Below are 26931 nucleotides of genomic sequence, written 5' to 3'. Positions count from 1 at the left end.
ACATGTGTCGCTTCGCAGGGCGTTGTATATGCCTGCAATGGTAGCCACCAGCAAGACTGAGTGGGGACGGGCGTTCCGCGACCGTCTGGCGGCTAATGGCAAGAAAGGAAAGGTGATTCTCGGCGCGATGATGCGCAAGCTGGCACAGGTGGCGTATGGAGTGCTGAAGTCAGGGGTGCCGTTCGATGCGGCACGGCATAATCCGGTAGCGGCGTAAAAATCGCGGAAGGGATGAAACAACAGCGCCTGACGGCGCTGTGTCTGGCATGCCTGCAATCCGGGGGACTGGACCAGGAAAAAACTTGCAGGCCGTAACAGTATCTACATGTGGCAGCGGTTGTAGGTCTGATAAGACGCGCAAGCGTCGCATCAGACGTTTATTGCCTTTGTAGGCCCGATAAGCTTGCGCATCGGGCATGTTTACAATTCGTATCAGGCACAGCAACGTCACAAGCGCCCTTCCCCCACCCGCTGCTGATAACTCTGCTGAAACGTTAACATCCCCACCTGCTGCCCGGTTTGAATAACATGTGGTAACTGGTGGGTTTTCCCTTCGCGAATCAAATTCCCCACCGCAGGTGTGTTGATCAGTAATTCAAACAGCGCCACGCGTCCTTCCTGTTTATCTACTTCCAGCTTTTGTGACAACACTGCCCGTAAACTACCTGCCAGTTGATTACGCACGGGATCTTTTTCCTGCGCCGGAAACGAATCCACCAGTCGCTCAACTGCCTGCGCCGCACCACGCGTATGTAATGTTGCCAGCACCAAATGCCCGGTTTCTGCCGCCGTCAGTGCCAGACGGATTGTCTCGCTGTCACGCAGCTCTCCGAGCAAAATCACATCAGGATCTTCCCGCAATGCGGCCCGCAATCCCGATGCGAACGTCATACAGTGCAAACCAATTTCCCGCTGCTGGATCAAACATCGCTGGCTGGCATAGAGATATTCAACAGGATCTTCCAGCGTCAGAATATGCGCATCGGCATGTTGATTGAGATAGCCAACCATCGCCGCCAGCGTGGTAGATTTGCCACTCCCCGTCGCCCCCGTCACCAGAATCAGGCCATTCTCGCTCTTGAGTAATTCCGGCAATACCGGTGGTGCGCCAAGCTGTTCGAGCTGCGGGCAGTGCGAAGGTAACAGCCGTAACGCCAGCGAAATGCCTTGCCGTTGCGCGAACGCACTGCCACGCAATCGCTGGTTTTCCGCCAGCGACACGGCAAAATCCAGCTGACCATTCTCCAGCAATATTGCCCGCTGATCGTCATCCAGCCACTCCCCCAGTAGCTCTTCGACGTCCGGCGCATCAAACGGCGCAGCTTCCATTCTGCCGCGAATGCGCCATCGTGCGGGCCAGGCGCTGCACAGGTGTAGATCCGAGACGTTATGCTTTACACTAAGGGCCACAATTTCTTCCATATTCATACTAAGATCCTCGGAAAATGAACGATATTGCGCATAACCTGGCACAGGTCCGGGACAAAATCTCAGCGGCTGCAACGCGTTGCGGCCGTTCTCCAGAAGAAATTACGCTGCTTGCAGTCAGTAAAACAAAACCTGCGAGCGCCATCGCAGAAGCCATTGATGCCGGGCAGCGTCAATTTGGTGAAAACTACGTTCAGGAAGGGGTAGATAAAATTCGCCACTTTCAGGAGCTGGGCGTAACAGGATTAGAATGGCATTTTATTGGCCCGTTGCAGTCTAATAAAAGCCGCCTGGTGGCAGAACATTTCGACTGGTGTCATACCATCGACCGTTTGCGTATCGCTACCCGCCTGAACGACCAGCGACCGGCAGAACTTCCCCCTCTTAACGTACTGATTCAAATTAATATTAGCGATGAAAACAGCAAGTCAGGGATTCAACTGGCGGAACTGGACGAGCTGGCTGCTGCGGTCGCTGAACTACCGCGTTTACGTCTACGCGGGCTGATGGCAATCCCGGCGCCTGAGTCAGAATATGTAAGGCAGTTTGAAGTTGCACGCCAAATGGCTGTAGCATTTGCCGGACTGAAAACGCGCTACCCGCATATCGACACGCTCTCTCTGGGAATGTCGGACGATATGGAAGCCGCCATTGCGGCAGGTAGCACGATGGTTCGTATCGGCACTGCCATCTTTGGTGCACGTGATTACTCTAAAAAATAAGGAATCTTAAGAACGCCATGAATACGTTGACTTTCCTGCTTTCAACGGTCATTGAGCTGTATACCATGGTGCTGTTATTACGCATCTGGATGCAGTGGGCTCATTGTGATTTTTATAACCCTTTCTCACAGTTTGTGGTGAAGGTGACACAACCGATTATCGGGCCACTGCGCCGCGTTATTCCGGCAATGGGGCCAATTGATAGCGCCTCGCTGCTGGTCGCGTACCTTTTGAGTTTTATCAAAGCCATCGTGCTGTTCAAAGTGGTGACCTTCCTGCCGATCATCTGGATTGCAGGTTTGCTGATTCTGCTGAAAACTATCGGCCTGCTGATTTTCTGGGTCCTGCTGGTGATGGCGATTATGAGCTGGGTAAGCCAGGGTCGTAGCCCAATTGAATACGTGCTGATTCAGCTTGCCGATCCGCTGCTGCGTCCGATTCGCCGCCTGCTGCCGGCTATGGGGGGGATTGATTTCTCGCCGATGATCCTCGTTCTGCTGCTGTATGTCATTAATATGGGTGTCGCAGAAGTGCTGCAGGCGACCGGAAACATGCTGCTGCCGGGGCTGTGGATGGCGTTATGAGTGCCGTAACAGTTAATGATGACGGTCTGGTTTTACGGCTCTATATTCAGCCGAAAGCCAGCCGTGATTCAATTGTCGGTTTACATGGCGACGAGGTAAAAGTCGCCATTACCGCGCCGCCGGTTGACGGTCAGGCCAACAGCCATCTGGTGAAGTTTCTCGGTAAGCAATTCCGGGTTGCCAAAAGCCAGGTGGTGATTGAGAAAGGCGAACTTGGCCGCCACAAACAAATTAAAATCATTAATCCGCAACAAATCCCGCCAGAAATCGCGGCGTTAATTAATTAGGTATCCTATGCAAAAAGTTGTCCTCGCAACCGGCAATGCCGGTAAAGTGCGTGAGCTGGCGTCGCTGCTTAGCGACTTCGGTCTTGATATCGTGGCCCAAACAGACCTCGGCGTAGATTCCGCTGAAGAAACCGGCCTGACCTTTATCGAAAACGCGATTCTGAAAGCGCGCCATGCGGCAAAAGTGACCGGTTTACCGGCAATTGCCGACGACTCTGGTCTGGCGGTAGATGCGCTGGGCGGCGCTCCAGGGATTTACTCCGCGCGTTATTCCGGTGAAGACGCGACCGATCAAAAGAATCTGCAAAAACTGCTGGAAACACTGAAAGACGTACCGGACGACCAACGTCAGGCGCGTTTCCACTGCGTGCTGGTATATCTGCGTCACGCGGAAGATCCCACTCCGCTGGTGTGCCACGGCAGCTGGTCGGGCGTGATTACTCGTGAACCGGCGGGTACTGGCGGCTTTGGTTATGATCCAATCTTCTTCGTGCCTTCCGAAGGGAAAACCGCTGCCGAACTGACCCGCGAAGAAAAGAGCGCCATTTCTCACCGTGGTCGGGCGTTGAAACTGCTGCTGGACGCTTTACGTAATGGTTAAATTACCGCCGCTGAGTCTCTACATTCACATCCCGTGGTGCGTGCAGAAATGCCCGTACTGCGATTTCAACTCTCACGCGTTGAAAGGGGAAGTGCCGCATGACGATTATGTTCAGCATCTGCTTTGCGATCTGGACAACGATGTGGCTTACGCTCAGGGCCGTGAAGTGCAGACAATCTTTATTGGCGGCGGTACGCCGAGCCTGCTTTCCGGCCCGGCGATGCAAACGCTGCTGGACGGCGTACGTGCGCGTTTGCCGCTGGCAGCGGATGCAGAAATTACGATGGAAGCGAACCCTGGTACGGTTGAAGCCGATCGCTTTGTCGATTATCAGCGTGCTGGCGTGAACCGCATCTCTATTGGTGTGCAGAGTTTTAGCGAAGAAAAGCTGAAACGGCTCGGGCGCATTCATGGCCCGCAAGAAGCGAAACGTGCAGCAAAACTGGCAAGTGGACTGGGGCTGCGTAGCTTTAACCTCGATTTGATGCACGGGCTGCCGGATCAATCACTGGAAGAGGCGCTAGGCGATCTGCGCCAGGCCATTGAACTGAATCCGCCGCATCTTTCCTGGTATCAACTGACCATCGAACCCAATACGCTGTTTGGCTCGCGCCCTCCCGTACTGCCGGACGATGATGCGTTATGGGATATTTTCGAACAGGGGCATCAGTTGTTAACCGCGGCAGGTTATCAGCAATATGAAACTTCCGCTTACGCCAAGCCCGGTTATCAGTGCCAGCACAATCTCAATTACTGGCGATTTGGCGACTACATCGGTATTGGCTGCGGCGCGCACGGCAAAGTGACCTTCCCGGATGGGCGCATTCTGCGTACCACCAAAACGCGGCATCCGCGTGGTTTTATGCAAGGAAGGTATCTGGAAAGCCAGCGTGATGTCGAAGCCGCAGATAAGCCGTTTGAGTTCTTTATGAATCGCTTCCGTCTGCTGGAGGCCGCGCCGCGCGTGGAGTTTAGCCAGTATACTGGCCTTTCAGAAGAGGTTATTCGCCCTCAGTTAGACGAGGCTATCGCTCAGGGCTATCTCACAGAATGTGCGGATTACTGGCAGATAACGGAACATGGGAAGTTGTTTTTAAATTCGCTGCTGGAGCTTTTTCTAGCTGAGTAAACTTGTATTGCCGGATGCGGCGTGTGCGCCTTATCCAGCCTACATGTGGCAACGGTTGTAGGTCTGATAAGACGCGCAAGCGTCGCATCAGACGTTGATTGCCGGATGCGGCGTGAGCGCCTCAGCCGACATGTGGCAGACGGTTGTAGGTCTGATAAGACGCGCTAGCGTCGCATCAGACGTTGATTGCCGGATGCGGGGTCAACGCCGCATCCTGCTACAAATCGTGCGCTATATCAAAACTTACTTAATCACCCCATTGCGCCGTAATGCTTCGGTATCTTTTTTCCAGCGATCGCAGGCCTTATTGATATCGTCAATTTTCATCAAAATCGCGACTTTTTTACTGTTTATTTCTGAAACTTTCATCGTTAACGGATATTGCCCTTTCTCGAGCGTTATCCAGTCATCCTGCAATTTACGGCTAAGTTTTTGTGATTGCAGAAAAGTCTGTCGCCGTTGTTCGTTGATATCGAAATCCCGTTTCTGCTGAATCGGCACTTCATAACACTCTTCACTCTGTTTATGACATGCCGCAATCGCCGGTTGATAAACCTCTTTGTCATATTTAACCGCGAACGCCTCGCTATCATTCTGTTTATTAAACTCATCACGCTGTTGGTGAATTTTTTTGAAGGCGTCTTCGCGAGTCATTTGCTTGCCATTTGCATCTTTTCCCCAATATGCATCTGCTGCTTTCTTCGCCGCCACCATTTGCTTATCAAGCTCTTTTACATCCTTTTCCAGCGCAGGAATCGAGTTCTTCTGGGTATTCAACGCTGATTCAAGCTGACTAAAGCGATAATTGAAATCTTCGCTATTCACAATCAGGTACTTATTATTCGTTTTAATATCGTCGACCGCCCGCCCACTATCGCTGGCTGCCGCCTGAAAAGAGTAAAAGTTCACCGTCCAGCCAGACGCGGGCGTTCCTTTACTGGTTAACATCGCCGAGAATTTTACTGGTTTATCTTTCGTCCAGGTCTGTTCGAGCAGTTCGTAATCTGCCAACTGACCGACCCAGGTATAGAGATCGTCATTGGAAGAGACATCGCCTTCCGCTGACCAGGTGGCCTGATTACCCTTAGCATCAAGATTTTTTAAGCTGATGGCATCAAGCTTGAGAATGCCGTGATACTGCTTTTTGAATTGATCTTTTAAGACATTTTCAGTTGGCGGTTCGCCATCGGCCCAGACATTACCAGTCATCAACATAAGCAGCGCCGTGCCAACAATCCATTGCTTTTTCACCCGAAAACCCTCGCGCGGAATAATTTATTCCAGTGATTATCATTAGGGTAATGAAAATTGGCAATGGACGTGAGTCTGAAGTGAATAAGCCCCGGCGCGATACCGGGGCGAGGTGATTAGTACTGATTGAAGATCTGCTGGATCTGCTGCGGATCTTTGGTTTGCGTCAGAGCCAGTTGCAGCAGAACGCGCGCTTTTTGCGGGTTCAGCGTGCCAGAGGCGACGAAGCCGTATTTCGCATCATCCACTTCGGCATCCTGAGTGGTAGCGCCCGTCGGTACGCGGGAAGAACGCACTACCGCAGTGCCGTTTTTCGCGGCGGTTGCCAGAGTGTCAAACACGGATTTATACAGGTTGCCGTTACCCACACCAGCGCTCACGATGCCATCATAGCCCGCATCTACCAGGGCTTTAGCCGGAAGATCGGATGCGTTAGCGTAGTTATAAACAATGCCAACTTTCGGCAGTTCATTCAGCTTAGAGACATCGAACGGCGTGTCGCCAGTATGCTTACGTGCCGGGGTACGCTGATAGTCAATCTTACCGTTGTGAATGTATCCCAGCGGACCGTAGTTAACAGACTTAAAGGTCGCTACGTCGGTGGTGTTGGTTTTGGTGACATCCCGCCCATCCAGCACAGTGTCGTTCATCACCACCAGCACGCCACGGTTGGCGGAGGCTTTATCTGCCGCAGTTACTACCGCGTTATACAGGTTGAATGGACCGTCTGCACTCATGGACGTGGACGGGCGCATTGCGCCAACCATCACCACGGGCTTGTCGCATTTCACCGTCAGGTCGAGGAAGTAAGCAGTCTCTTCCATCGTGTCGGTACCGTGGGTAATAACGAAGCCGTCAGTCTTATCACAGTCGGTGTTAATTTTTTTCGCCAGTGTCAGCCAGACATCATCGTTCATATCCTGGGAGCCGATATTAACGACCTGCTCGCCTTTAACGTTCGCAATGTCCTTCAGTTGCGGCACCGCATTGACCAGATTTTCTACACCAACTTTACCCGCTGTGTAGTTAGATTTGGTTGCGGAGTCACCACCACCGGCAATTGTCCCGCCAGTCGCTAAAATGGTGATATTGGGTAATGCCAATGCTGCACCACTAAAACCCATAACCAGTGCGGCAAGTGCCGTCTTTTTGAAAAACTCCATTTCATTCCTCCAGTTACGTGAACGCTACGCATTATCCCTTAGCTTTGTATAGGAAATTTGACGTTAAACAATTTACTTTGTGAATAGATTTTGGAGATCTATAAAGTTAGAGGCAGGTAACAAAATGAAGAATTAAACGGCATAAAAAAGCATTATGCCGTCTTAAACTAGAGGATTATTTCAAATTCCCGACCAGGGCTTTACGGCTGTCTTCCAGAGTCACAACACGGCTACAAACATCTTTGCCAAATTGCTGGAAATCTTTTTCCTGCTTTTTCCACTCGGTCTGGATTGAGGATTGCAGTCCCCCCAGGCTTCCCAGCACATTCTGTAACGGGTTGCCGCCGCTTTTCAGCACCGCTTTCGCGCCCATTTCGTTAATGCTGTCCTGCAAAATTCCGCCCATCGCCTGATTCACTAACTGCTGACCTTCGGCGCGAACCTGATCAATGGCTTTATAGTGAAATGTCAGGCCATCGCTGCGCGTTTCGATAATACGATTCATCTGTTCTTTCAACTGCGCATCAAGTTTGGTCAGACGGCTGCGCATTTTGCTGCTTTCGCCCATCTCCTGAACGATAATTTTATCCAGCGCAACACGTGCTTTCTCTACGCGGCTTTTCGCACCTTCATCAATCCACGGCAGCGTGCTGCGCAGTTCGGCCTGATAATCCTTCGCCTGCTCGCGCTGGGCGGCGTTCAGTGAATATTGCTTGCCGTTGTACATCACATTGCCGTCTGGCGTGATCACCAGATTGCCGTTTTCGCCCTTCACCTGCACGGTTTGCGGGCTGACAATCACATCGTCACGCGGCGTGACGCTGCACTGGTAGTCGGCGTGAGCGGTCATTGCCGTCACTGAAAGTGCTGCCGCCAGCAGCATTTTGCGCATCATAGTCTTCCCTCAAGAACAAATCAGGCCAGCATTTGCTGGCCCCAGATTGATAACAAAGTACACGTTGTCCATGCCGGATGCGGCGTAAATGCTTTATCCGGCCTACTCGATCGTGCATCTTTGTAGGCCTGATAAGCGTAGCGCATCAGGCAGTTTTGCATTTGTCATCGCCCGTATGCTTTCTTAGTCCCACCAAACATCGAAAAGTTCGCTGGTGCGTACCTCATCCAGTTTGCGCTCTTCCAGCCACTTACGCACAATCGCCTGATGTTCTTCGGTGCATTTGCCGATTTCCTGCATGCAGATCAGACCTTCCCAGGCCAGATACCCGCTGCCGTCAAAGGCCAGTTTGTTCGGTTCGATAACCTCGTTAATAAAGTCATCAACGGTTTTATCAATCTGCTCTTCCGATGTACCTTCCGGGAATCGCCATGCCACCGAAAATCCTAATTCCTGGAATTCGTCGATGTGCATTTTTTTACGCAGACGACGGCTACGGTTCTTTGCCATTATTTCACCCTCTCGAACATTAAGTCCCATACTCCGTGACCAAGACGATGACCACGTTGTTCAAATTTCGTCACCGGACGTGATGCCGGGCGCGGTACGTAATCATTGCTCTCTGACAGGTTTTTATAACCGTCAATGGAAGACATCACTTCGAGCATATGTTCCGCATAAGGTTCCCAGTCGGTCGCCATATGGAATACGCCCCCCAGCTGCAGTTTGCTTTTTACCAGTTCGGCAAACGGCACCTGAACGATACGGCGTTTATTATGGCGCGCTTTGTGCCACGGGTCAGGGAAAAAGAGCTGAACCATGCGCAATGAATTGTCAGGAATCATTTTATGCAGCACTTCAACCGCGTCATGACACATCACGCGCAGGTTGCTTAAGCCCTCTTCATGCGCAGAAGCCAGGCACGCACCAACGCCCGGAGAATGCACTTCAATGCCGAGGAAGTCCTGCTCAGGGCGATCTTTGGCCATTGCCACCAGCGACGCGCCCATGCCAAAACCAATCTCAAGCGTCACTGGCGCTTCACGGCCAAAAAGCGCAGGGAAATCCAGCATATCTTCGCTGAACTCAACGCCCATCACCGGCCAGTAGTTTTCCAGCGCATGTTCCTGGCCTTTGGTCAGTCGCCCCTGGCGGCGCACAAAACTACGGATACGGCGCAGTGGGCGGCCGTTTTCATCAAATTCCGGTGAGATGACGTCGTTTTTCATAAAGATTTAGTCGCTTGTGAAAGTGTTCTGAAAACGGGCATTATCCAAAGTTAGTTGCCGGATGCAAGCATGATAAGGCCGTAGCTGCGGAAAGTTCCGGTTTACACCCCGCCGCGGCTGTGCTGCAATCTTGCCCCCAACAACAGTGAATTCGGTGACCATGCAAGCGTCGCAATTTTCAGCCCAGGTTCTGGACTGGTACGATAAATACGGGCGGAAAACGCTGCCCTGGCAAATTGACAAGACGCCCTACAAAGTATGGCTCTCAGAAGTGATGTTGCAACAAACTCAGGTTGCGACCGTTATCCCCTATTTTGAACGCTTTATGGCGCACTTCCCGACGGTGACCGATCTCGCCAATGCGCCACTGGACGAAGTTCTCCACTTGTGGACCGGGCTTGGCTATTACGCCCGCGCGCGCAATCTGCATAAAGCGGCACAGCAAGTTGCCACCTTACACGGTGGTAAATTCCCGGAAACCTTTGAAGAAGTCGCGGCGTTACCGGGCGTCGGGCGTTCCACTGCGGGCGCGATTCTCTCACTTTCTCTGGGTAAGCACTTTCCGATTCTCGACGGTAACGTCAAACGCGTGCTGGCGCGCTGCTATGCTGTAATCGGCTGGCCTGGGAAAAAAGAGGTCGAGAATAAACTATGGAGTTTGAGCGAGCAGGTGACGCCCGCGGTCGGCGTGGAACGGTTTAATCAGGCGATGATGGATTTGGGCGCGATGATTTGTACGCGTTCGAAGCCGAAATGCTCGCTCTGTCCGCTACAAAACGAATGTATTGCCGCCGCCAATAATAGCTGGTCGCTTTATCCGGGCAAAAAACCGAAACAGACGCTGCCGGAGCGCACCGGCTACTTTCTGCTGTTACAGCACGAAGATGAAGTATTGCTGGCGCAGCGCCCGCCGAGCGGATTGTGGGGCGGTTTATACTGTTTCCCGCAGTTTGCCGACGAAGAAAGTTTGCGGCAATGGCTGGCGCAACGGCAGATTGCTGCCGATAACCTGACGCAACTGACCGCGTTTCGCCATACCTTCAGCCATTTCCATTTAGATATTGTGCCTATGTGGCTTCCCGTGTCGTCATTCACCGACTGCATGGATGAAGGCAATGCGCTCTGGTATAACTTAGCGCAACCGCCGTCAGTTGGCCTGGCGGCTCCCGTGGAGCGTTTGTTACAGCAGTTACGCACTGGCGCGCCGGTTTAGCGCGTGAGTCGATAAAGAGGATGATTTATGAGCAGAACGATTTTTTGTACTTTCCTGCAACGTGAAGCAGAAGGTCAGGATTTTCAGCTGTACCCCGGCGAGCTGGGAAAACGCATCTATAACGAGATCTCCAAAGAAGCCTGGGCGCAGTGGCAGCACAAACAAACCATGCTGATTAATGAAAAGAAACTCAACATGATGAATGCCGAGCACCGCAAGCTGCTGGAACAGGAGATGGTTAACTTCCTGTTCGAAGGTAAAGAGGTGCATATCGAGGGCTATACGCCGGAAGATAAAAAATAAAAACAGTGCCGGAGTACGCCTCCGGCAACTTGCATAAAAACAAACACAACACGCACCCGGAATGATGAAAAAATATCTCGCGCTGGCTTTGATTGCGCCGTTGCTCATCTCCTGTTCGACGACCAAAAAAGGCGATACCTATAATGAAGCCTGGGTCAAAGATACCAACGGTTTTGATATTCTGATGGGGCAATTTGCCCACAATATTGAGAACATATGGGGATTCAAAGAGGTGGTGATCGCCGGTCCTAAGGACTACGTGAAATACACCGATCAATATCAGACCCGCAGCCACATCAACTTTGATGACGGCACGATTACTATCGAAACCATCGCCGGGACAGAACCTGCCGCGCATTTGCGCCGGGCAATAATCAAAACATTATTGATGGGCGACGATCCGAGTTCGGTCGATCTCTATTCCGACGTTGATGATATTACGATTTCGAAAGAACCTTTCCTTTACGGTCAGGTGGTGGATAACACCGGGCAGCCGATTCGCTGGGAAGGCCGTGCGAGTAACTTCGCGGATTATCTGCTGAAAAACCGCCTCAAAAGCCGCAGCAACGGGCTGCGTATCATCTACAGCGTGACCATTAACATGGTGCCGAACCACCTTGATAAACGTGCGCACAAATATCTCGGCATGGTCCGCCAGGCATCACGGAAATATGGCGTTGATGAGTCGCTGATTCTGGCGATTATGCAGACCGAATCTTCCTTTAACCCCTATGCGGTCAGCCGTTCCGATGCGCTGGGATTAATGCAGGTGGTACAACATACTGCCGGGAAAGATGTGTTCCGCTCACAGGGGAAATCCGGCACGCCAAGCCGCAGTTTCTTGTTTGATCCTGCCAGCAATATTGATACCGGCACCGCGTATCTGGCGATGCTGAATAATGTTTATCTCGGCGGAATTGATAACCCAACGTCGCGGCGTTATGCCGTCATCACCGCCTATAACGGTGGTGCAGGCAGCGTATTACGCGTCTTCTCGAACGATAAAATTCAGGCTGCCGCTATTATAAATACTATGACGCCGGGCGATGTTTATCAGACGCTGACAACCCGCCATCCGTCTGCGGAATCTCGTCGCTATCTTTATAAAGTGAACATGGCGCAGAAATCTTACCGCCGCCGATAATTTCACCTTTGTCTCTGACAATACTCCGAGACAAAGTGTTATACACATCACAATTTCGCCTTGCAAATTGAGATTATTTGCAATTATTTGCTACGGATAACAAAAAAACAGTCAGTGAAGTTGATAGAATCGCATCATCTTGCACGGTCAAATGTGCTTTTTAAAACACTCATCCGCATCACGATGTGAGGAAATTAACATGAATCTTAAGCTGCAGCTGAAAATCCTCTCTTTTCTGCAGTTCTGTCTGTGGGGAAGTTGGCTGACGACCCTCGGCTCATATATGTTCGTTACCCTGAAGTTCGACGGTGCTTCCATTGGCGCTGTTTATAGCTCGCTGGGTATCGCTGCGGTCTTTATGCCTGCTTTGCTGGGGATTGTGGCCGACAAATGGTTAAGTGCGAAATGGGTGTATGCTATTTGTCACACCATCGGCGCAATCACCCTCTTCATGGCGGCACAAGTTACCACTCCGGAGGCGATGTTCCTCGTGATATTGATTAACTCGTTTGCTTATATGCCAACGCTTGGGTTAATCAACACCATCTCCTACTATCGCCTGCAAAATGCAGGAATGGATATCGTGACTGATTTCCCGCCAATCCGTATCTGGGGTACTATCGGCTTTATCATGGCGATGTGGGTTGTGAGCCTGTCTGGCTTTGAATTGAGCCACATGCAGCTCTATATTGGCGCAGCACTCTCCGCCGTTCTGGTGCTGTTCACCTTTACGCTGCCGTATATTCCGGTTGCTAAACAGCAAGCTAATCAGAGCTGGACGACGCTGCTCGGCCTCGATGCATTCGCGCTGTTTAAAAACAAGCGTATGGCGATTTTCTTCATCTTCTCGATGCTGCTGGGCGCGGAACTGCAGATTACCAACATGTTCGGTAATACCTTCCTGCACAGCTTCGACAAAGATCCGATGTTTGCCAGCAGCTTCATCGTGCAGCATGCGTCAATCATCATGTCGATTTCGCAAATCTCTGAAACCCTGTTCATTCTGACCATCCCGTTCTTCTTAAGCCGCTACGGTATTAAGAACGTAATGATGATCAGTATCGTGGCATGGATCCTGCGTTTTGCACTGTTTGCTTACGGCGACCCGACTCCGTTCGGCACCGTACTGCTGGTTCTGTCGATGATTGTTTACGGCTGTGCGTTCGACTTCTTCAACATCTCTGGTTCGGTGTTTGTCGAAAAAGAAGTTAGCCCGGCGATTCGCGCCAGTGCGCAAGGGATGTTCCTGATGATGACCAACGGCTTCGGCTGTATCCTCGGAGGCATCGTGAGCGGTAAAGTGGTTGAGATGTACACCCAAAACGGCATTACCGACTGGCAGACCGTATGGCTGATTTTCGCAGGTTACTCCGTGATTCTGGCCTTCGCATTCATGGCGATGTTTAAATACAAACACGTTCGTGTCCCTGCCGGTACACAAACTGTTAACCACTAATTACGCAAAGAAAAACGGGGGGCCAGAAGGTGCCCCGTTTTTTATTCTTACTTCAACACATAACCGTATAACCGTTTCATTCCATCCGCATCGGTTTCGCTATAGACACCTTGTAGCTCCGGCGAAAATCCCGGCAGCAAATTCACGCCTTCTTCCAGCGCAAGGAAATAACGCTGGACCGCTCCGCCCCACATTTCTCCTGGCACCACGCAAAGCACGCCAGGTGGATACGGCAGCGCGCCTTCCGCCGCAATTCGCCCTTCGGCATCACGAATGCGCACCAACTCCACTTCACCACGAATATAAGCGCTATGCGCGTCCTGGGGATTCATCACCACTGGCGGGAAGCTCTGCTGGCGGAACATCGCTTTTTGCAGGTCTTTGACGTCGAAACTGACATACAGATCGTGCATCTCCTGACACAACTGGCGCAGGGTATAGTCGCGATAGCGCACCGGGTATTTGTTATAAACACTCGGCAACACTTCAGACAGCGGCGAGTCATCCTCAATATGTTGTTCAAATTGCGCCAGCATCGCCACCAGCTGTGCCAGCTTCTCGTGGCTTTCCGCCGGAGTTAATAAGAACAGAATGGAGTTGAGATCGCACTTCTCTGGCACAATGCCGTTCTCACGCAGATAGTGCGCCAGAATCGTCGCTGGAACGCCAAAATCACTATATTCGCCTGTTTCGGCATCGATACCCGGCGTGGTGAGTAACAGCTTGCACGGATCAACAAAATACTGATCCGCGGCATATCCTTCAAAGCCGTGCCACTTCGCCCCCGGCTCAAAACTGAAAAAACGGCGGTCGTTGGCTAACACTGACGTCGGATAATCCTGCCACAATTTGCCATCAACAACGGGCGGGATAAACGGGCGGAACAGCTTACAGCGCGCAAGAATCGCTTTCCGCGCTTCAATCCCTATCTCAACGCACTCAGCCCACAGCCGACGCCCACTCTCCCCTTCATGAATTTTGGCGTTAATGTCCAACGCAGCAAACAGCGGGTAAAACGGGCTGGTAGAGGCGTGCAGCATAAAAGCATTGTTCAACCGTTTATGCGGGCAAAAACGCGCCTGTCGGCGGATATGGTTATCTTTTTTATGGATCTGCGACGTCTGCGAGAATCCCGCCTGCTGTTTGTGCACCGACTGAGTCACAAAGATCCCCGGATCGTTTTCGTTAAGTTCTAACAGCAGCGGCGAGCTATCTGCCATCATCGGGATAAACTGTTCGTAACCGACCCATGCAGAATCAAACAGAATGTAATCACACAGATGCCCAATGGTATCGATCACCTGGCGGGCGTTGTAGATAGTGCCGTCATAGGTTCCCAGCTGAATAATCGCCAGGCGAAACGGGCGCGGCAGGTCGGCTTTTTCTGGCGCAACGTCTCGAATTTGCTGGCGCAGATACTCTTCATTAAAACAGTGCGCATCAATACCGCCAATGAAACCAAACGGGTTACGTGAAGCTTCCAGATAGACCGGCGTCGCCCCCGCCTGAATCAGCGCGCCGTGATGATTCGACTTATGGTTGTTACGGTCGAAGAGCACCAGATCGCCACGCGTTAACAGCGCATTCGTCACCACTTTATTCGCTGCCGATGTGCCGTTCAGCACAAAATAGGTTTTATCGGCATGAAAGACTTTGGCTGCGAATTTCTGCGCATCTTTCGCCGATCCTTCATGAATAAGCAGATCGCCCAGTTTCACATCGGCATTACACATATCGGCGCGAAAGACGTTCTCACCGAAGAAATCGTAAAAATGGCGTCCGGCTGGATGCTTCTTAAAGAACGCACCATGTTGATGCCCAGGGCAAGCAAAGGTGCTGTTGCCCATCTCAACGTACTGCGTCAGCGTGTCATAAAACGGTGGCAGCAAATTCTCTTCATACTGACAGGCTGCGGATTCCAGCTCCAGCCACTGCTGCTCATTGCCGTTGATGATAGCCGTAACGCCCGCGGGTAATTCAACCGCATCTTCAGAATACAAAAACACCGGCAGATGAAAACCGGTGCGCTTAAGTAACGCAAGGATGCCGCTACGACTATCCGCAGCGGTAATGACGACTGCCGCGACGTCCGTAAAATCAGTATCTTCCAGCGCCACCACGCGGCGATGGGTAGAAAGTCGGGAAACCAGTTCACCACTGGCGGCAATACTCATTGATTTCATAAGCGCAAAACCCGTTTCGGGGAAGTAAAAATACCGGGCAAGGTGGAACCCCCTGCCCCATGAGATGTGGGTCAAACTGGTCATCAGCTCCGACCGCCAGACATCAGTAAAAGCAGAAACGCTCTGATTTTACTGTTGCCCTGCAGTGAGCATACGTTAACGTCACCGCATAAAAAGCAGCGTCACAGAACAGGATACATTTCGCGCGAAACGGCGATAAGCGAAAGAATGTAAGGAGGCGGCGTGCATCAGGCAAGCTCCGTACAGGAAGGAGAAAATTCGCGCAATCATGGCACTTTTCGCTAACGCGTGCAAGCCAGGACTTTGCGACCAGACAAGCAATCGACGGGGCAAAAAGTTCATAATAAAAACATCAAACAACACAATTAACAGGAACTCTTGTGGTCATCGGCCCTTTTATCAACGCAAGTGCAGTATTACTGGGTGGCGCCCTCGGCGCACTGCTTAGCCAACGCTTACCGGAACACATCCGAGTCTCTATGACATCGATTTTTGGTCTGGCATCGCTGGGAATTGGTATTTTACTGGTGGTGAAATGTGCCAACCTTCCGGCGATGGTTTTAGCTACGCTACTCGGGGCATTAATCGGCGAAATTTGTCTGCTGGAAAAAGGCGTCAATACTGCGGTCGCTAAAGCGCAGAATCTGTTTCGTCACTCGAGCAAGAAATCTGCGCATGAATCTTTTATTCAGAATTTTGTCGCGATTATTGTCCTGTTTTGTGCCAGCGGCACCGGGATCTTCGGCGCGATGAATGAAGGGATGACAGGCGATCCGAGTATTTTAATCGCCAAGTCATTTCTTGATTTCTTTACAGCGATGATCTTCGCCTGTTCACTTGGCATTGCGGTATCGGTGATTAGTATTCCATTGCTCATCATCCAGTTAACGCTGGCGTGGGCTGCTGCGCTGATATTACCGCTGACCACACCGTCGATGATGGCGGACTTCAGCGCCGTAGGTGGTTTATTGCTGCTGGCAACCGGCTTACGCATCTGCGGCATAAAAATGTTCCCGGTGGTCAATATGCTTCCTGCCCTCCTTCTGGCAATGCCGCTTTCCGCTGCCTGGACCACCTGGTTTGCATGACATTACGAGCGATAACGGCAAACTGATGATAGATTGTGCAGTCTGCCGTAAATTGAAGAAATTTGATTGACGAGACGAGGCGAATCAGGTTTAATGCGCCCCGTTGCCCGGATAGCTCAGTCGGTAGAGCAGGGGATTGAAAATCCCCGTGTCCTTGGTTCGATTCCGAGTCCGGGCACCAAATTTATAAGGCCTCGCTGCAAAGCGGGGCTTTTTCTTTTTCTGGCTACGGTAAATTTCAGATCGTTGCTACAGGTCATTCGTAATCGTTAACGCCTTTTAATTTCAAAGCATTCTGTCTAATGTCGGCATATCTGGCGATGAGCTGTTTCAGATGCATCTCTGCCTCAGCCCCTGCGGCAGGAGGAAGTGGTTGTCCCGCCGACGACTGTTCCAGTATCCGCAGTTGCTCTTCAGCCGGTATGGATTGATTAAAAGACTGTATCGTTGAAAACACCACTGACTTCAGCTCGCTGACCGTCATGTATTTCCCCTTATGCTCATCCAGTCCGTTTAGTCGTTCACTCAGTTTCTGTAGCGTAACCATTCCCTGATGCCAGCCATTCAAATTTCCTGTCGGCAACGCAGCGACATTAAATTGTTGCTGCCACTGCTGTATCAGGGGCTTTGCGCGCTCCGGCCATATCACCTGGGCCTGTTCGACAAGCTGCCTTTCCCGGGTTATGAGCCAGTCCGGCGGTAGCTTGTCCAGAAGCGTAAGCTGCTGTTGTGTTTGCGTAATTAAAGCTTGTGGCAACGGCGATTGCTGACGCAATAAATCCAATTGTTCAGGCGTGAGTACGGCGGGTAACGGTGCCAGAGAGGCAGTAAACTGGGTTTGTAACGGGTCCGGCCGATGAAAAAACTGCCACGTCCATAGTGTTGCTGCACCTATCACCAGCATGGTACACATCCCACCGACAAAAGATTTCCATTTTTTTACTGGCTCAGGTATTGCCGGCAGAACCTCCACGTTCGGCTGTGTAACGTACACCCATTGCACTGCACTGTCTGGCGCCCGGATATCTTCAAACGAACGACCAGTATGGGAACCTGTTGTTATACCCACGTCATTCATGACCGGAGCATGCGAAACGATACCCGACTGAATTGTCGCCCCTGTACAGATTGTGTCATCGCTGTTCTCCAGCCTGACAGCGTTGTTATGTATCAGGGTACGCAATGTATCCAGCTGACTGAGATGTCTGAGTTCCAGGCGCTGTAAAACTGCCCCCAAACGGGTAAGCAGTTGCTCTGCCCGATACAGTTGGCTAAGGTCGCTGTATTTCAGCGGGAGTGAGCGCATCCGTTGTTGCAAACGCTGGCTCAGATTACTGAGGATCTCAATCCGAACATGGACAGGCTGTGGCCAAAGCACGCCCCACTGATGGCTTATCAGAGCCTCCAGTATTGCCAGCCCTTCATTCAGACCAAACAATCCGGCCAGCTGCGTACGGGCCAGCGTATACCAGGCCGCAGTCTGCAGCTCAACACCATTTTGCTCAAACAGTGAGAGACACAGTTTTTCGGCATAACGCCAGTTCACATCAGGACGTGCCGGATGCGTTAGCTTATTGAGTTCATCACACAAAGCGGCATAATCCGGTAGCCTTCGCGGGTCACCGCCGGTTTTGATTCTACGTGGGGTAATGTCATTCATGACCAGTTATCCATCTGACGTACTTGCGGTTATAGAAGATGATTGTTTATGCAGCTTCGTGTTCTGCATATTCAGGGCGTAGCAGAGACTGACGGGGTTAGGGAGAAACGCTAAAACCAGGCCTTAAATACGAGCTGCCGTGTCGAGATACTGCTGTTTCATGTGTCTCAACAGGACTCGCCCTTCAGGCATAAATTCAGTGCCATAACGCACCAGACCAACATCTTTGAGTTCAGCGTCAATGGCATAGCACAGCTCGCCAGGGACTGCCTGTTCCAGCAGAACAACGGTTATTTTTTTCAGACGCGGCTCATATTTGAGCAGTACGGTAGATAACGTCCCCATCATTTCATGCGCCGTCCCCGGCATTCCCTGGAGAATTTTGGTCATATCCGGTAGACCATAGTCCGGCAGATGTGCCAGCGTGCCGGCACGACTGTTAAGAATGCGCTGCATATTGTCCAGTACTGAAAGGATTATCTGGTTCTGCTCGCTAACCTGATTCAGATCCAGACCTCCGGTAAAATTCCCAAACAGGGTTTCATATAGCGACGGACGCGGAGTGTCATTCATCTTTCAACGCCTTCAGAGTCAACCGTTCACTCCCTGCTTCAATGATTCTGGCTGAATCCGGGTCAAGGTCGTCACGACTCAACACGATCCGCCAGGTGTTATTCACCGGATCCGGAGTGCCGGCCTTATCCAGGTCTAACATCGCTGCCCGGTCCGGATAACTTTGTGCAAACTCTTTCGCGGCTTCACGCAGGTAGCGCATTTCTGCGTCGTAATAACGCAGGGTTAAATCTTCCATAAAATAGTTACTCAAAATATAGGAAACAATGTTCTCTTCCCCAAAAGTGGAAGTTATCTCACCACTTCGCGAGTAGTCAGAGACATAGGTTTTATCTCCTCATTTAAAATCTCAAATTCAGTAGTTATTTTTCTGAATGACTGACCAGATGAAAAAATGTGAGAAAGTACCTTGCTATAAATTATGAGCCACGCTTATTCATCCTCCTTTTATCCAGCCAATAACTTTCTCTAACCACATAACACCGTGGCCCGCGCCGGATCGAGCTGAATCAGCCCGCCTAGCAATTTTTCCATAGCAGGCCCGAGGCGAATCTTGTCAGCCTCACTGCGGCTGGCTTTCAGTCTGAGGAGTTTCAGATGACGGGCCTGTACCTCAAACAGCAGCTCAGGTTCCCAGTCGCTAAGGGCCACTTCTCTGGCTCGCTCACCCAGTTCAGCAAACAGATGCACCGCGAGCTCATTTTTTCCGTACTGTTCTGCAATACGCCCCATTAGCAGGCGCAGCAGCCACTGCTGCCGCACAGTGGCGATGCCCGGTCGATGCTGTAACCAGCTCAGTGCCACATCCGGGCTTTCGCTGTCCGCCAGCGCCACGGCCTCCGGCTCCAGTGCCAGAATGTCGTCGTTCACTTCGGCCATACGGGCGGAAGGCGTTTCATTGCCCCACCCAGCACTAGTATCCAGTACGCTCTGCTGGATCCAGTTAAGCGTCACTTCATCAGCAAACGGCGTACCGTCACTGAATGCCAGCGTCTCCAGCCCGGATAGCCGGGTCAGTAGCCCCTTCAGATCAGCGGCAATAATGTCAGCCACTATCTCCTTACCGGACTTCGTCAGCGCCTGATGGATATACCATTGCAGATCCAGCCACAGGTGGTTGGCACCGCGGGAAAAGGTACTGTCTGCCGTTTCCAGAATTTCAGCCCAGTTTTGCTGCAGGTACAGGCGTTTGAGCAGCGCTCGCTGGTCTGCTCTTGGGGGTTCGATGCGAGTTCGCCCCTGTGCATCTGGAGCCGGAATAGCCTGCAGGGTATCGTGACGCAGACTTTTCATCAGATGGTGCGCCGACAACCAACCGTCGGGCTGTTCGCGCAGGTATTCGCTGAGAGTGCGCGCCTGCGCCAGCAAATCCTGACCGGAAGTGATTCTCCCGATAGCAGGGGCATCGCTGTGGCTCGCCGTGGAAAGTGTCTCAGTAGTACTGGCGTTCTGCGGTACAACTGCATCCACACCGCCCGCTTTCTGCAGTCGGTTTTCCAGCGCACCATACAGTGCGTTAAGTTCTGGGCGGGTTTCATCCGGCTCATTTTCGGTGAGCTGCGCTATCAGCAGCAGCGCACCGATGGTACGCAGCGCATCTTCCCTGACCACTTCAGGATACAGCGAAAGAGAGTCCGTCATGCGTGAACCTGCCAGCCACTCCAGTGCTGCCTTACGGCTGCGGTTGCGCTGTGGATGCAGTTGCACACCGAAGCGGTCTATCAGACCCGCCAGCAGTTCGAGCCCCTCTGCCAGCCCCTGCTCGCCTTCACGATGCAACCTGGCCCAGCAGTAATACGTCGCCACACGAATGTCTTTAGCGGTGGTGGTGAGCACTTTCTCCGCCAACTGGCAGATAAGCTCAGTATCCGCCCCGGAAAGTTTGTTGACCTCCTCGCGCATTTGCTGGAAGCCATCGTCATAACCTGGGTCATCTCCCACTGATGACTCTCCGGGTAACGGCTGCAGCCAATTGTTCCACTGCGCCACTCGCTCACGGGTCGCGTCAAGGAGTGTCGTCGGCTCTGTCTGACAGGCGCTAACCAGGGCATTTAACGTGCTCATCAATTGACCTCCGCTGCATCACGGTTCGTGCTGGCGACCGGGTCTGTCACTGCCACTTTCGCCGTGCTGAAGATGGTATCTGTCAGACTCATAAGGTTCCTTCAGTCATATTTAAACTCCAGCACAACCCCTTCTTCATCATTCCACCCCAGCGTCAACGACGCTGGCTTTTGTTTCGCCGCCATATGAGTCAGCAATTGCTGACTCAGCACCGGCAGAATTTGTTGGTTGAGTAGGCTGTCGACATTGCGCGCCCCGGTGTCCGGCAGCAGGCAGGCAGCGGTCAGCGCGTCGTACAGGCTTTCGTCAATCAGCGTGGTCAGGCCGTAGTGGCGCTGTAAGCGCTGGCTGACATGGGAGAGTTTCATCTCCACAATCGTGTGCATGGCTGCTTCTGCCAGCGGACGGTAAATCACGGTCTGGAAACGGGCGAGCAACGCGGGCTGGAAGTGGTCGCGCAGTGTCGGGCGCAGCAGTTCGTGCAGGTCTGCCTCGGTGGCTTCCGGTTGTTCGTTCAGCAACTGCATCAGGTGGTCGCTACCAAGGTTGGAGGTCATCAAAATAACGGTATTACGGAAGTCGATTTCTCGCCCTTCGCCGTCGCGCATAAAACCACGATCGAATACCTGATAGAACAGATTCATCACGTCACGGTGCGCTTTTTCGACTTCATCGAGCAGCACCACACTGTACGGACGCTTACGTACGGCTTCAGTAAGAATGCCGCCCTGGCCGTAGCCGACGTAACCAGGTGGAGAACCTTTCAGCTGGGAAACTGTGTGTGGTTCCTGGTATTCCGACAGGTTAATGGTAATCAGCGATTTTTCGCCACCGTACAGCGCATCCGCCAGTGCCAGCGCGGTTTCAGTTTTTCCTACACCACTTGGGCCAACCAGCAGGAATACACCCTGTGGACCGTTCTCAGAGGTGAGGCCGGTTTTAGCAGCGCGCAGGCGCCGGGCGATGGCTTCAAGCGCAATATTCTGACCGACTACACGTTTGCCGATTTCATTTTCCAGGGTAAGCAGTTCGGTCTGTTCGTCTTTCATCAGCGAAGAAAGCGGCACGCCGGTCCAGTCGGCAATCACTGTTGCAACAGTGCGCACATCCACATCCACCGACAACAACGGATTGCCCTGCTGTAAACCGCCCAGCTCCTGTTGCAGGGCATGCGTTTCGCTCTGACGGGAAATGTCCTGGCGGCTTTCCCGTAGTTGTTCAGTAAGTTTCAGTTCCTGGCCGTACTGGGTTTCAAGTTCGTGGAGTTCAACGATGACGTTTTTCTCTTCCTGTTCAATTGCCGTCAAGCGTTCACCGTGGTTTTGATTACCGACGGTAATGTCTTCCTGTAGCGCTTGTCTCTCCATTTCAAGAGAAGTAATCCGGGAACGGATACGGGTCAACTGTTCGGGTACGGTGTCGAGACTCATACGCACGCGAGCGCTTGCAGTGTCGAGCAGGTCAACGGCTTTGTCCGGGAGTTGACGGCCTGTCAGATAACGTCGGGATAACGTAACGGCAGCGCACACCGCATCATCAGTGATGTGCACATTATGATGTTCGGCATACCGGGATTTCAGGCCACGCAACATCAGACAAGCCGTGTCGTCGTCCGGTTCGTCAACTTTCACCATCTGGAAGCGGCGTTCGAGTGCGGCATCGCGCTCAAAGTATTGTTTATACTCAGACCAGGTCGTCGCGGCGATGGTACGTAACTCACCGCGCGCCAGGGCTGGTTTCAGCAGATTGGCAGCATCAGCACCACCCGCCTGGTTACCTGCGCCGATGATGGTATGGGCCTCATCGATAAACAGCAAGACAGGTACCGGAGACTGCTGTACAGCATTAATCACGTTTTTCAGGCGCTGCTCAAATTCCCCCTTCACTCCCGCCCCCGCCTGCAGCAGCCCGAGGTCAAGAGTGCGTAGCACCACCGGTTTGAGGGATTCAGGGACATTACCGTCAGAGATTCTGAGCGCCAGACCTTCTACCAGTGCGGTTTTCCCGACACCTGGCTCACCGACCAGGATTGGGTTGTTTTTTCGGCGACGAGAAAGAATGTCCACCATCTGGCGGATTTCACTATCGCGGCCAAATACCGGATCAATTTTGCCTTCACGCGCCTGGGCGGTGACGTCATGGGTGAATTTGTCCAGCGCATTCTGCAGCGCCGGACTCAGTTCCCCATCTTTCATCTCACTCCCTACTGGACGCCCGATAAACTCCACGTCCCCACCATGGCTCCCCGTGAGTTCGGCTTCCTGCTGTACCTGCGCACGCTCGTCTGACTGAGCATCCAGTAGCGGGCGCAGGCACTCCAACTGGCTCTGGCCCAGAGTCAGCAATGGCCACAGACCATCGCAGCGCACCAGCTTCTGTTTAGCCACCAGCGCCATCAGCAGGTGGTGACTTCGAATCTGTTCTTCTCCCGCCAGTGAGGCAATCAGCCAGGCTTGTTGCATCAATACCTGGATATTTTCTGAAAGCTGCGGGCGATGGCGCACCGAGCGCGGTTGTTTGTCGAGCCAGGCAAGTAAATCTTGCCAGAGAGTGTCCATGTCCCACTCGTAGCGGCGTGCCAGCACCGTGAGATCCCCCTCGCCCTGCTCAAGAAGTTTCAGCAGCCAGTGCTCTGGCAAAATTTCCGCATGCGCGCGAATCTGACAGAGTGAAGCCGCGCCTTCCATCGCACGGGCGCAATAAGGGTTCAGACGTCGCAGCAAAATGGCTGGATTTTCCATGAATATCTCTCTTTGTCGGTTTCTGAACACACTACCGCCCCTCGCTGTTTTCCGTGAGGAAGACCAAAGCGCATACGGTCGTGCTGACAGATTGTGGAGTTTTTGCTGAAAGCCCGTTGGCTTCAGACGTTCAGCAAAAACAAAAAACGGACAGAGAAACTCTGTCCGCTCGTGGCTTAGGCGGTGGCGCGTTCGTTCCAGGAATCGGAATGAATGATGTTGCCGTCTTTGTAGGTCCAGGTGATTTTTTCGTAACGCAGTTCAATGCGCTCAAGGTGGTTGTGCTTCTCTTTAGAAGGATCCTTGATGTCATACATTTCAGGATTCACCTTCACCACTTTCACGTTCTCAAGTTTGGTGTTGAAGTACTCCACTTCCTGGCCTGCGTCGTTGATTTTGTACCACTTGAATTCGGCAGACTTGAGGGTCTGACCGGTGGTCACTGCCTTGTACAAGTACGGGCTGGAGGAGTCGATTTCCTTGGTGAACAGGAACGGGGTATGGATACGGGTGCCGGTCAGTTTGCCTGTGTTGTTATCAGTCGGGATGTACAGGTTGTGTTCCTGAGCCACGACTTCGATGCTGCCTTCACGATCCTGAACGTCAACAGACCCTTTGATGTCCGCGCCGCCATCGTCCTTCAGCCAAAGATAAACAGGTATTGCCATGGAATTACTCTCCATTATGTTGTGATGCGCCATCATCCTGCGATGACGCCAGGGTGTGTCCAGGTATCTGACAGGCATTAGCCTGCGGTACCAGACTGATTTCGACACGGCGGTTGACCGCACGGCCCTCCGGGGTGTCATTGGTTGCGATCGGACGGCTTTCGCCATAGCCCTGTACCGCAAAACAGCTTTCCGGTACGTCACCGGTTTCATGCATCCAGCCGCGCACCGCTTCGACACGTTGCTGAGAAAGCGTCTGGTTTAGTTGTGCGTTCCCGGTGTTATCCGTGTGGCCAGCGACCACAATCAACCAGCCCGGTTTTGCTCTGGCTCCCACCAGTGAATTAACCAACATTTTGGTGGACCCGGCCTTCAGCACCGATTTGCCGGAATCAAATAGCGACATACTGTCGAGGCGGATAATCTTCTGCCCCGGGACGATTTTTTGGATAACAGGTGAAGAGAACGACGGTGGTGCCAGGTCATCCATGACGGCTTCAATAACAGGTACAAGACGCAGTCCCTGATACAGTCCGAGGCGATAACGCACAGGCTCACCGCGACGATGCCAGTCATCCAGCAGTGCACCATCAGCGCGCAGACGCTGTTGGGCCTGGAGTTTAGGTTCTGCCGGTGTGTCAGTAAGATGGTGGTATAAGGCAAGGTGGTCGCCGACATTGCGACGGATAAATCACAAACCGGAGGAAGATTATCCGCCAGGTCGGTATCAACAATCGTGCCATCCTGGAAACGTACTACCAGACGGGTAGCATTTAGCCGTGACAGCGCCAGGGCGGCGGTGTCAAATTCAGCATTCACCACGCCCCAGGGATGGGAAATCCCCATCCTTGCAACGGTATCGGCAATGTGCGCATTCCAGCGGGCCTGCTGCTGGAACTGTTGCGGGGCCAGCGCAGCCCCGTCCTCCCAAAGTGGGCGAAAAATTTTCATCCTTGATTTCCCCTCGCCTTACGACTTGGCTTTTGGCATCTGGGAAACCAGTGATAGGTTGATGTCCATCCCTTCCACCTGGAAGTGGGGGATAGCAAAGAGTTTCACGCGGAAGAAGCCTGGGTTATCCCCGATATCTTCCACCAGCACTTTCGCGTCACGCAGCGGGTGAGAAGCCTGCAAGTCATCGCCCGGATCGGTCATTTCTGTCACAAGACCACGAACCCAGGTATTAAGCTCCAGTTCCAGCAGACGACGATCCTTGGTTGTACCAATGTTTTCCCGTTGAATCAGCTTCAGGTAATGAGCGATTCGCGACAGCAGGAAGATGTACGGCAAACGCGCATTGATGCGGCTATTTGCAGTGGCATCAGCAGTGTCGTAGAGCGCAGGTTTTTGCGTGGAGTTCGCCGAGAAGAAACAGGCATAATCGCGGTTTTTGTAGTACGACAGGGGAATAAATCCAAGATTTGCGAACTCAAATTCGCGGGTTTCCGGGATCATCACCTCTGACGGAATTTTGACCTGATTACCCGTACCGAGATCATACAGATGAATGGGCAAGTCCTGCACTGCACCACCGGCCTGTGGGCCACGGATTTGCACGCACCAGCCGTTGTTGATGAAGCTTTTCACCATGTTGGCCGCAAAAGCGAAGGAGGCATTGGTCCACAGGTATTTATCGTGATCCGGGCCTTTTACTTCTTCAACATAGTTAAAACTACGTACCGGTACTGTGTCCGGGCCATACGGCAAACGGCCCAGCACGCGAGGCATGACCAGCCCCATGTATCGGGAGTCATCCGTATCCCTGAAACTTTTCCATTTAATGTACTCGGCGCGATCAAAGTAGTTACCAATATCTTTGATGGCCGCGACCTCTTCCATTGACTCTTTCAGGAAAAATTTCGGCCCCGCAGAACCGATAAAAGGCATATGTGCCGCAGCAGACACTTTTGACAAATTACGCATCAGCGCCACGTCCTGCGCAGAAGCATCAAACTCGTAAGAGGAAATCAGCGCGGCAATCGGCTCGCCGCCCGGCGTGTCATACTCATCGATGTATGTGTGTTTGTACAAACCACTCTGGATAATTTCCGGGCTATCTTCAAAATCCTGACGCAGGTCTTCTTTAGAGATATCCAGCAGTTCAACTTTCACGTTCTGGCGGAAATCGGTTTTATCAACCAACGATTTCACGCCCCGCCACAGGCTTTCTACCGCCTGAAAGGCCTCGTGATGCATAACTGCATCAAGTTGACGACTTATCTGGTAATCCAGTTCAGCGATATGGTGGTCAATCAAATTTTTGTCGAGCTTTTCAACTTTAGAGCCGGATTTAGTCAGACATTCCAGGAACACTTGCATCCCGGCCGTTAAACGTTCATCCGCGGTTGCATCCGACATCGCCTGTGCATCCTGCCAAATATCCAGTGCACTCAACTCTGAGACTGGACTCAGATTAATTTTTTCAAACAGGGACGCATAAACTCCACTTGCCACAGGACGTTCAAGGACCACACTCTCGCCAGCAGTGGCATTCTCATTATTTACAGACATCAACATATTCCTTATTA

24 protein-coding genes, 1 tRNA gene and 5 pseudogenes are annotated in these 26931 nt (G+C 52.2%); 12 read left to right on the top strand and 18 right to left on the bottom strand.

Features of this window, described 5'->3' with window-relative positions; translation table 11 throughout:
* A pseudogene (locus AACU94_RS01375) lies at positions 1-217 on the top strand (IS110 family transposase); the annotation flags it as partial.
* A 230-nt stretch (positions 218-447) separates the two neighbouring features.
* On the opposite strand, the gene AACU94_RS01370 reads toward AACU94_RS01375, so the two are convergent.
* Positions 448-1428 carry a PilT/PilU family type 4a pilus ATPase gene (locus tag AACU94_RS01370; protein WP_130221431.1) on the bottom strand — a complete coding sequence of 327 codons (981 nt, stop codon included), beginning with the start codon at positions 1426-1428 and terminating at the stop codon, positions 448-450.
* Between the two features lie 17 nt (positions 1429-1445).
* Between AACU94_RS01370 and yggS the strand changes: the two genes are divergently transcribed.
* The 5 genes from yggS to hemW are packed head-to-tail and all read left to right on the top strand — an operon-like array spanning position 1446 to position 4751.
* Positions 1446-2150: a pyridoxal phosphate homeostasis protein gene (gene yggS / locus AACU94_RS01365; RefSeq protein ID WP_000997795.1), complete on the top strand. Its 705-nt coding sequence runs from the start codon at positions 1446-1448 to the stop codon at positions 2148-2150.
* A 17-nt stretch (positions 2151-2167) separates the two neighbouring features.
* Positions 2168-2734 carry an osmotic shock tolerance protein YggT gene (gene yggT, locus AACU94_RS01360; RefSeq protein WP_135488794.1) on the top strand — a complete coding sequence of 189 codons (567 nt, stop codon included), beginning with the start codon at positions 2168-2170 and terminating at the stop codon, positions 2732-2734.
* Positions 2731-3021, top strand: coding sequence for a DUF167 family protein YggU (gene yggU, locus AACU94_RS01355; RefSeq protein ID WP_001277222.1), 291 nt, complete (start codon positions 2731-2733; stop codon positions 3019-3021). The genes yggT and yggU overlap by 4 nt, the downstream gene beginning before the upstream one ends.
* A 7-nt stretch (positions 3022-3028) precedes the next feature.
* Positions 3029-3622, top strand: coding sequence for an XTP/dITP diphosphatase (locus tag AACU94_RS01350; RefSeq protein ID WP_135488793.1), 594 nt, complete (start codon positions 3029-3031; stop codon positions 3620-3622).
* Positions 3615-4751: a radical SAM family heme chaperone HemW gene (gene hemW, locus AACU94_RS01345; protein WP_096990087.1), complete on the top strand. Its 1137-nt coding sequence runs from the start codon at positions 3615-3617 to the stop codon at positions 4749-4751. Before AACU94_RS01350 ends, hemW begins: the two co-directional genes overlap by 8 nt.
* Positions 4752-4994: 243 nt before the next feature.
* Here hemW and AACU94_RS01340 read toward each other — a convergent pair whose 3' ends face one another.
* From AACU94_RS01340 to trmB, 5 genes are all read right to left on the bottom strand, one after another.
* Positions 4995-6002: a DUF1202 family protein gene (locus AACU94_RS01340; protein WP_135488792.1), complete on the bottom strand. Its 1008-nt coding sequence runs from the start codon at positions 6000-6002 to the stop codon at positions 4995-4997.
* A gap of 116 nt (positions 6003-6118) precedes the next feature.
* The gene (gene ansB / locus AACU94_RS01335; RefSeq protein WP_135488791.1) at positions 6119-7165 is read right to left on the bottom strand and encodes an L-asparaginase 2; all 1047 of its coding nucleotides are present in this window, start codon (positions 7163-7165) and stop codon (positions 6119-6121) included.
* A gap of 175 nt (positions 7166-7340) precedes the next feature.
* Entirely contained in the window at positions 7341-8060 is a 720-nt protein-coding gene (locus AACU94_RS01330; protein ID WP_000984799.1) for a YggN family protein, read from the bottom strand.
* A 183-nt stretch (positions 8061-8243) separates the two neighbouring features.
* Positions 8244-8570, bottom strand: coding sequence for a YggL family protein (locus AACU94_RS01325; protein ID WP_001107564.1), 327 nt, complete (start codon positions 8568-8570; stop codon positions 8244-8246).
* A complete protein-coding gene (gene trmB, locus AACU94_RS01320; protein ID WP_000786911.1) occupies positions 8570-9289 on the bottom strand; it encodes a tRNA (guanosine(46)-N7)-methyltransferase TrmB in 720 nt (239 codons plus the stop codon). The genes AACU94_RS01325 and trmB overlap by 1 nt, the downstream gene beginning before the upstream one ends.
* A 160-nt stretch (positions 9290-9449) precedes the next feature.
* Between trmB and mutY the strand changes: the two genes are divergently transcribed.
* The 4 genes from mutY (at position 9450) to nupG (ending at position 13405) form a co-directional block, all read left to right on the top strand.
* Positions 9450-10502 (top strand): A/G-specific adenine glycosylase, encoded by a 1053-nt coding sequence (gene mutY, locus AACU94_RS01315; protein WP_135488790.1) that lies wholly within the window; start codon positions 9450-9452, stop codon positions 10500-10502.
* Positions 10503-10529: 27 nt separating this feature from the next.
* Positions 10530-10805, top strand: coding sequence for an oxidative damage protection protein (locus tag AACU94_RS01310; protein WP_000091700.1), 276 nt, complete (start codon positions 10530-10532; stop codon positions 10803-10805).
* A 64-nt stretch (positions 10806-10869) separates the two neighbouring features.
* Entirely contained in the window at positions 10870-11949 is a 1080-nt protein-coding gene (gene mltC, locus AACU94_RS01305; RefSeq protein WP_130208053.1) for a membrane-bound lytic murein transglycosylase MltC, read from the top strand.
* Between the two features lie 199 nt (positions 11950-12148).
* Positions 12149-13405, top strand: coding sequence for a nucleoside permease NupG (gene nupG, locus AACU94_RS01300; RefSeq protein WP_130207923.1), 1257 nt, complete (start codon positions 12149-12151; stop codon positions 13403-13405).
* 47 nt (positions 13406-13452) lie between these two features.
* On the opposite strand, the gene speC is transcribed toward nupG, so the two are convergent.
* Positions 13453-15588, bottom strand: coding sequence for an ornithine decarboxylase (gene speC, locus AACU94_RS01295; RefSeq protein ID WP_135488789.1), 2136 nt, complete (start codon positions 15586-15588; stop codon positions 13453-13455).
* A gap of 162 nt (positions 15589-15750) precedes the next feature.
* Positions 15751-15837 carry a hypothetical protein gene (locus AACU94_RS24665; RefSeq protein ID WP_420899808.1) on the bottom strand — a complete coding sequence of 29 codons (87 nt, stop codon included), beginning with the start codon at positions 15835-15837 and terminating at the stop codon, positions 15751-15753.
* Between the two features lie 152 nt (positions 15838-15989).
* Between AACU94_RS24665 and AACU94_RS01290 the strand changes: the two genes are divergently transcribed.
* Positions 15990-16697, top strand: a complete 708-nt coding sequence (locus AACU94_RS01290) for a DUF554 domain-containing protein (protein WP_130207927.1) — start codon at positions 15990-15992, stop codon at positions 16695-16697.
* 105 nt (positions 16698-16802) lie between these two features.
* Positions 16803-16878, top strand: a tRNA-Phe gene (locus tag AACU94_RS01285).
* Positions 16879-16953: 75 nt separating this feature from the next.
* Here AACU94_RS01285 and AACU94_RS01280 read toward each other — a convergent pair.
* The 10 genes and pseudogenes from AACU94_RS01280 to tssC form a co-directional block, all read right to left on the bottom strand.
* Positions 16954-18357, bottom strand: coding sequence for a VasL domain-containing protein (locus AACU94_RS01280; protein WP_135488788.1), 1404 nt, complete (start codon positions 18355-18357; stop codon positions 16954-16956).
* Positions 18358-18480: 123 nt separating this feature from the next.
* Positions 18481-18930 (bottom strand): type VI secretion system baseplate subunit TssE, encoded by a 450-nt coding sequence (gene tssE / locus AACU94_RS01275; protein WP_135488787.1) that lies wholly within the window; start codon positions 18928-18930, stop codon positions 18481-18483.
* Positions 18923-19048: pseudogene (locus AACU94_RS01270) on the bottom strand (type VI secretion system lipoprotein TssJ); the annotation flags it as partial. The pseudogene AACU94_RS01270 and the gene tssE, both read right to left, overlap by 8 nt.
* Positions 19037-19168: pseudogene (locus AACU94_RS01265) on the bottom strand (type VI secretion system baseplate subunit TssF); the annotation flags it as partial. The pseudogenes AACU94_RS01270 and AACU94_RS01265, both read right to left, overlap by 12 nt.
* Before the next feature lie 230 nt (positions 19169-19398).
* Positions 19399-20994, bottom strand: a complete 1596-nt coding sequence (gene tssA, locus AACU94_RS01260) for a type VI secretion system protein TssA (protein ID WP_135488785.1) — start codon at positions 20992-20994, stop codon at positions 19399-19401.
* 101 nt (positions 20995-21095) lie between these two features.
* Positions 21096-23735 carry a type VI secretion system ATPase TssH gene (gene tssH, locus AACU94_RS01255; RefSeq protein WP_135488784.1) on the bottom strand — a complete coding sequence of 880 codons (2640 nt, stop codon included), beginning with the start codon at positions 23733-23735 and terminating at the stop codon, positions 21096-21098.
* 176 nt (positions 23736-23911) lie between these two features.
* On the bottom strand, positions 23912-24403 hold the full coding sequence (hcp, locus tag AACU94_RS01250) for a type VI secretion system effector Hcp (RefSeq protein WP_024558534.1): 492 nt from the start codon (positions 24401-24403) through the stop codon (positions 23912-23914).
* Positions 24404-24407: 4 nt separating this feature from the next.
* Positions 24408-25085: pseudogene (locus AACU94_RS01245) on the bottom strand (OmpA family protein); the annotation flags it as partial.
* Positions 25082-25354, bottom strand: a pseudogene (tssK, locus tag AACU94_RS01240) (type VI secretion system baseplate subunit TssK); the annotation flags it as partial. The pseudogenes AACU94_RS01245 and tssK, both read right to left, overlap by 4 nt.
* Before the next feature lie 18 nt (positions 25355-25372).
* On the bottom strand, positions 25373-26920 hold the full coding sequence (gene tssC / locus AACU94_RS01235) for a type VI secretion system contractile sheath large subunit (RefSeq protein WP_130207939.1): 1548 nt from the start codon (positions 26918-26920) through the stop codon (positions 25373-25375).
* Positions 26921-26931: the final 11 nt, after the last annotated feature.

Origin of the sequence: Escherichia sp. E4702, from assembly GCF_963883545.1 — a bacterium.
Lineage (GTDB): Bacteria > Pseudomonadota > Gammaproteobacteria > Enterobacterales > Enterobacteriaceae > Escherichia.
The sequence above is the reverse complement of the archived record's forward strand: the minus strand, read 5'-3'. Positions and strand labels throughout refer to the sequence as shown.

Bases quoted from the DNA above. Each gene is read 5' to 3' on its own strand.
- AACU94_RS01370 (WP_130221431.1), bottom strand. From the start codon at position 1,428: ATGAATATGGAAGAAATTGTGGCCCTTAGTGTAAAGCATAACGTCTCG.
- yggS (WP_000997795.1), top strand. From the start codon at position 1,446: ATGAACGATATTGCGCATAACCTGGCACAGGTCCGGGACAAAATCTCA.
- yggT (WP_135488794.1), top strand. From the start codon at position 2,168: ATGAATACGTTGACTTTCCTGCTTTCAACGGTCATTGAGCTGTATACC.
- yggU (WP_001277222.1), top strand. From the start codon at position 2,731: ATGAGTGCCGTAACAGTTAATGATGACGGTCTGGTTTTACGGCTCTAT.
- AACU94_RS01350 (WP_135488793.1), top strand. From the start codon at position 3,029: ATGCAAAAAGTTGTCCTCGCAACCGGCAATGCCGGTAAAGTGCGTGAG.
- hemW (WP_096990087.1), top strand. From the start codon at position 3,615: ATGGTTAAATTACCGCCGCTGAGTCTCTACATTCACATCCCGTGGTGC.
- ansB (WP_135488791.1), bottom strand. From the start codon at position 7,165: ATGGAGTTTTTCAAAAAGACGGCACTTGCCGCACTGGTTATGGGTTTT.
- AACU94_RS01330 (WP_000984799.1), bottom strand. From the start codon at position 8,060: ATGATGCGCAAAATGCTGCTGGCGGCAGCACTTTCAGTGACGGCAATG.
- AACU94_RS01325 (WP_001107564.1), bottom strand. From the start codon at position 8,570: ATGGCAAAGAACCGTAGCCGTCGTCTGCGTAAAAAAATGCACATCGAC.
- trmB (WP_000786911.1), bottom strand. From the start codon at position 9,289: ATGAAAAACGACGTCATCTCACCGGAATTTGATGAAAACGGCCGCCCA.
- mutY (WP_135488790.1), top strand. From the start codon at position 9,450: ATGCAAGCGTCGCAATTTTCAGCCCAGGTTCTGGACTGGTACGATAAA.
- AACU94_RS01310 (WP_000091700.1), top strand. From the start codon at position 10,530: ATGAGCAGAACGATTTTTTGTACTTTCCTGCAACGTGAAGCAGAAGGT.
- mltC (WP_130208053.1), top strand. From the start codon at position 10,870: ATGAAAAAATATCTCGCGCTGGCTTTGATTGCGCCGTTGCTCATCTCC.
- nupG (WP_130207923.1), top strand. From the start codon at position 12,149: ATGAATCTTAAGCTGCAGCTGAAAATCCTCTCTTTTCTGCAGTTCTGT.
- speC (WP_135488789.1), bottom strand. From the start codon at position 15,588: ATGAAATCAATGAGTATTGCCGCCAGTGGTGAACTGGTTTCCCGACTT.
- AACU94_RS24665 (WP_420899808.1), bottom strand. From the start codon at position 15,837: ATGCACGCCGCCTCCTTACATTCTTTCGCTTATCGCCGTTTCGCGCGA.
- AACU94_RS01280 (WP_135488788.1), bottom strand. From the start codon at position 18,357: ATGAATGACATTACCCCACGTAGAATCAAAACCGGCGGTGACCCGCGA.
- tssE (WP_135488787.1), bottom strand. From the start codon at position 18,930: ATGAATGACACTCCGCGTCCGTCGCTATATGAAACCCTGTTTGGGAAT.
- tssA (WP_135488785.1), bottom strand. From the start codon at position 20,994: ATGAGCACGTTAAATGCCCTGGTTAGCGCCTGTCAGACAGAGCCGACG.
- tssH (WP_135488784.1), bottom strand. From the start codon at position 23,735: ATGGAAAATCCAGCCATTTTGCTGCGACGTCTGAACCCTTATTGCGCC.
- hcp (WP_024558534.1), bottom strand. From the start codon at position 24,403: ATGGCAATACCTGTTTATCTTTGGCTGAAGGACGATGGCGGCGCGGAC.
- tssC (WP_130207939.1), bottom strand. From the start codon at position 26,920: ATGTTGATGTCTGTAAATAATGAGAATGCCACTGCTGGCGAGAGTGTG.